Annotated in this window: 4 protein-coding genes; 1 reads left to right on the top strand and 3 read right to left on the bottom strand. The window is 40.4% G+C overall.

Annotated elements, in window-relative coordinates:
• Positions 1–72: 72 nt before the first annotated feature.
• The 3 genes from IJS99_03515 to IJS99_03505 all read right to left on the bottom strand — a co-directional run bounded on the left by IJS99_03515 (position 73) and on the right by IJS99_03505 (position 2,757).
• Complete coding sequence (locus IJS99_03515) at positions 73–882, bottom strand: 4-diphosphocytidyl-2C-methyl-D-erythritol kinase (protein ID MBQ7560890.1); 810 nt, start codon at positions 880–882, stop codon at positions 73–75.
• The gene (locus tag IJS99_03510) at positions 864–1,928 is read right to left on the bottom strand and encodes a branched-chain amino acid aminotransferase (GenBank protein ID MBQ7560889.1); all 1,065 of its coding nucleotides are present in this window, start codon (positions 1,926–1,928) and stop codon (positions 864–866) included. Before IJS99_03510 ends, IJS99_03515 begins: the two co-directional genes overlap by 19 nt.
• A gap of 94 nt (positions 1,929–2,022) precedes the next feature.
• Positions 2,023–2,757 carry an MgtC/SapB family protein gene (locus tag IJS99_03505; protein MBQ7560888.1) on the bottom strand — a complete coding sequence of 245 codons (735 nt, stop codon included), beginning with the start codon at positions 2,755–2,757 and terminating at the stop codon, positions 2,023–2,025.
• A gap of 79 nt (positions 2,758–2,836) precedes the next feature.
• On the opposite strand from IJS99_03505, the gene IJS99_03500 reads away from it, so the two are divergent.
• Positions 2,837–4,560: hypothetical protein (locus IJS99_03500; protein ID MBQ7560887.1), on the top strand; the 1,724-nt coding region annotated here is incomplete at its 3' end.

Below are 4,560 nucleotides of genomic sequence, written 5' to 3'. Positions count from 1 at the left end.
GTTCATATAAAAAACGAGTCGCGCAAGAAAGAATCTCACGCAACCCGCAAAAAATTTCTACAAATTCACTCGCTAAAAATATAAAACGTTCTTAATGTAGCTTGGCCAGTCAATTTTTACAAAATCTTTCATGACCGCAAAAACTGCACTGCCCGAACCTGTTAATCCCCATGCTCCTGCACCTGATGAGTCAAAAATTTTGAATAACTCATTATATTTCGGGTGTCTCTTGATTAAAACTTTCAAGAAATCATTCGGCAATAATCCGACTTTGAGTCCTGCTCCCGCGTTTGCATGATAAATATCTCGTAATTCAGTGCGTGCCAGCAAAATATCAAAGCCGTGACTCTCGTCAAGTTCATCAAGTTCCTTATATGCTGCTTTCGTGTCAGTCTGCCAATCGGGAATCGCTATAACTCCGTGAATTTTTTGTTCTGTAACGCGCTCGACTCTTTCGCCTATTCCTGAAACTAGAGCCATATTCAAGCCTGAACATAAAAAGGGGACATCAGCTCCGACTTTGGCCGCAACTTTTTCAGCTCCGAATAATGATAATATTGCCGCGGCATTTCCTGAACCTGCACCGAGTCCAGATCCCGGCGGTATACTTTTATGAATCTTCACGTTCAAATATGGAATCTTGTAGCCATCTTCACGCGCAATTCTCAGAGCCTTAGAGATAATATTTTCGCCGGTTATGCTTATATTTGCGCTGACTACATCAAGATTTGCCGTTGATTCTGAAATATAAAGCACATCGCCTGAAGGAATCTTTAAGAACGTAGACACGAGATTATGATAACCGTCGGGCCTCTTGTTAAGGACTCTAAGCGTTAAATTAATTTTTGCAAAAGTAGGCAGAATTATACGCATTCCGTCCACCCGAACGGATCAGGCCTCTTACCCCATTGAATTCCGGTTAACTCGTCATATAATTTCTGAGCGACCGGGCCGATTTTGAAGTCATTGACCGTGTATTTTTCGCCGTTATATGCAAGTTCCCCGATCGGAGAAATTACTGCGGCGGTACCTGTTCCAAATGCTTCTTCTAATTTGCCGTTTTTCGCAGCGTCAATTAATTCGTCAACGCTTAATAATCTTTCTTCGGCGGGAATATTCCAGCTTTTAAGGACTTCTAAGCATGATTTACGAGTAATGCCGCCTAAGATTGATCCGTTCTCAAGTGAAGGAGTTACGACGACTCCGTCAATTTTGAACATTACATTCATTGCGCCGACTTCTTCAATATATTTGCGGTGGACTCCGTCGAGCCATAAAACTTGCGAGTAACCTTTTTCCATTGCCCGGTCTCCTGCTCTGTTACTGGCTGCATAATTTCCGCCGCATTTCGTGTAACCTGTGCCGCCTCGTACTGCTCTAACGTCTTCAGTTTCTAGCATGATTTTAACGGGCTTAATTCCTTCAGCAAAATAACTCGCACTGGGTGAAAGAATTATTACAAAAGTTGCCTGATGGATTCCGTGTAGTGCTAATTCGGGATCAATTGCGTATAAAAACGGGCGAATATATAAAGAAGTCCCCTCACCTGAAGGAACCCAAGCCGAGTCAACTTTCACGACTTCACGGACTGCCTCGACAAAAATATCATTAGGAATTTGCGGGAGTCCTATTCTTTCAGCTGAGATATTAATACGCTTTGCATTCTCAATCGGTCTGAATAAGTGAATGCTGTTATCTGCCCAGCGATATGCTTTCATGCCCTCGAAAACTTCATTTGCATAGTGCAAAACACTGGCTGCGGGATTAATCGGAATCGGCCCGAATGGAACTATACGCGCATTATGCCATTTTTGAGCGTCCGTATAATCCATCATGAACATGTGATCGCTGAAAATTGAGCCGAAACCGAGTTTATCGCTCGGAGGCATTTTACCGGGGTGTGTGTTCTTTGTGATACTAATCTGCATTAAAAAATTTCTCCTTACTGTATATATTACTAAAATTGTGAGTACAATTATTTTAATTCATTTCGCGTTATAGTAAAATAATTCCCGCAAAAATTTAATTCATTTCTTCAATATAGTGAATATAATCAAGAGATCTCAAGGCTTCTATAATATCACTGTGCTTTCTGTATTGCTTAAAATCGCGTTCGTGAATCGTCATAGATACTGAATAAACGCTTAAGCCCGAATTTATGTATGCAGGATTTGACTCGATGTCATCAATTTTGAGTCCCAGTTTTCTTATAGTCGTAACAAAGTCTTGAAGATTTGAGCTATTCTTTAACTCCAAATGAATCTCGAAATGATTAGATCTATCTTTCAAAATTGTCTCAATAAATGGCAGCTGCGAAAGACAACAGAGTAAAGCAACAAACGCAATTAATGTAATAGTATAGAGTCCTGCACCTATTGCGAGCCCTATTATAGAACAAGCCCAGAGTCCCGCCGAAGTAGTGAGTCCCTTAATTTGACTCTTAGAGCTGAATAAAATAGAATTTCCGCTGATCATGGCAACTGCAACAATGGCCGCCGCAGAAATGATAGCAAAACCTTCATTTGTGTGAACTATGACGCAAATATCAATCATAGCAGCCACCGCCGAAGCCAGCGAGACAATTATAAACGTTCTCAAACCTGCCGAGTGCCTTTTGCTTGAACGTTCACAGCCTATAATTGCAGCGAGTAAGACAACAAGGCAAATTCTGAATAACACCGAGTAAATATTAATATGACATGACCAATCGCCTAGAAATTGCGCAAGAGGGTCATCAAAGAAGGGATTATTAGACATTGAAATATTCATCTCCGAAAAATTTATTAAGAAAGAATTATATAATATACTTGAAATTTTTTCAGGAGGCGTTATTAATTTGAGCAAGAAAATTTTTTGTATAACTCTAATATTATCGCTTGTGATTTTATCAGGAGGCTGCGACAAATACAGCCCTAACAGTGAAGGCGACAGCGGCGGAGAACTTGATTTGCGGGGTTCGGGCGTTGTTACGACAATAAACGATCAGGGCAATTATAAGACTGACTGGGCATTTGCTGTATTGCAGGCCTGTGAGAGTAATTATTTAATGCAATGTGCTCAGGGAGTATTAATTAACAATTTAGGCACATATTTAGATTTGGACTTGTCAGAAATGCACTTGGCCTACTTTGCTTATAACTCGCCTAAAAAAAATTACTCGATATATAATCCCGACTCGACAAATATTTTGAATTCAGGCGGAAATCTTGAGAGAGCAGTTGCGTTTTTATCGCGGGGCTATGGTTTCGGGCCGGTTCTTGAAAGCAGCTTACCATATGGGACGACTCCGGGCAATAATATGAGTCCTGAAGATTACAGCTCGGTTTTGAGATTGACGGACGCAGAAATTATATCAGTGCCTGAATGGAGCTCGGAAAAAATTGACGAGATTAAGCAATTATTAATCACAAACGGAGCATTATATCTCGAACTTGATTTTGTTACAGATGGATTTAACACTGTGAATTCAGCATATTATTATCCTGTTGAGCTTACAGAAAATAATACAACAAATAACAGGCATTGCGTAAACGTAATAGGCTGGAACGATAATTTTTCGACTGAACTATTTAACGAGAATAACAGGCCGATAAGATCAGGAGCTTGGCTTGTTAGAGATTCATTTGGCACAGAATGGGGTCAAAACGGTTATTTCTGGCTCTCATATGCACAGTCTAATTTATTATTTGCAGTCTTGACAGTTGATGACGCTGACAGAAATTTAATTCATTACGGCTATGATGATTTAGGACATTGCTGTGATTTTACGGGTGCATGGGCTGCGAATGTATTTCCGGCTGAAAACGAGTCAAGAAATTTAATGGAAATAGGCTATTACACGCTGGAAGATTTAATCTCGACTGATTTTAGCATATATACTTATGACACGCTGCCGAGTTCGGGCGATATTGTGAAGGGCAATAAAATTTATTCAATCCAAGCCGGCACGTTATATAAAGGCTATCACACTATAGAACTAGAAGAGTCGTTAACTATTCCGGCGGGTAAATATTTCTCGGTAGTAATGCATGTTATGAATCCCACTTCAAACGCGGGCAAGATAGCAGCAGAAACGAGAATAGAAGGCGACACGGCGCGGGCTGTAGCATTTGACGGACAGAGCCATTTTTCAGAAGACGGAATAACATGGATTGACGGCGCAAAAATGACTAACGATGCCGGCGAACGTATAATTATGAATGCTTGCATAAAAGCATTTTGCACAAAGAATTCAAACACTGTCCCGGATTATTCGTCAATGCCTTCAACTATAGGCGGCCTGAATATATATAATTATAATGATCTGCGAATAACAGTATCAGGCGACGCGCTTGCGAAATTTAACGAGCTCAACCCTATAGACGAAGACAACCCATATAAGGCTGGGCGGACATTCTCGCAATATATAGTCGATGACAACGGGAATTTATTTCCTGAGGGGACTTCAGTAGATATATCATTCACGTTAATAAGCGATTTATATCAAGTCAATACTACACCGGTGAGTCAATACGGATTTAAGAATATAGGCAGCATTATAGATATACTTTACCCGCAAGG

It is taken from the genome of Synergistaceae bacterium (assembly GCA_017444345.1).
Taxonomy (GTDB): domain Bacteria; phylum Synergistota; class Synergistia; order Synergistales; family Aminobacteriaceae; genus JAFUXM01.
The sequence above is the reverse complement of the archived record's forward strand: the minus strand, read 5'-3'. Positions and strand labels throughout refer to the sequence as shown.

Excerpts from the sequence above, each read along its gene's own strand:
- IJS99_03510 (MBQ7560889.1), bottom strand. The coding sequence starts at position 1,928 with ATGCAGATTAGTATCACAAAGAACACACACCCCGGTAAAATGCCTCCG.
- IJS99_03505 (MBQ7560888.1), bottom strand. The coding sequence starts at position 2,757 with ATGTCTAATAATCCCTTCTTTGATGACCCTCTTGCGCAATTTCTAGGC.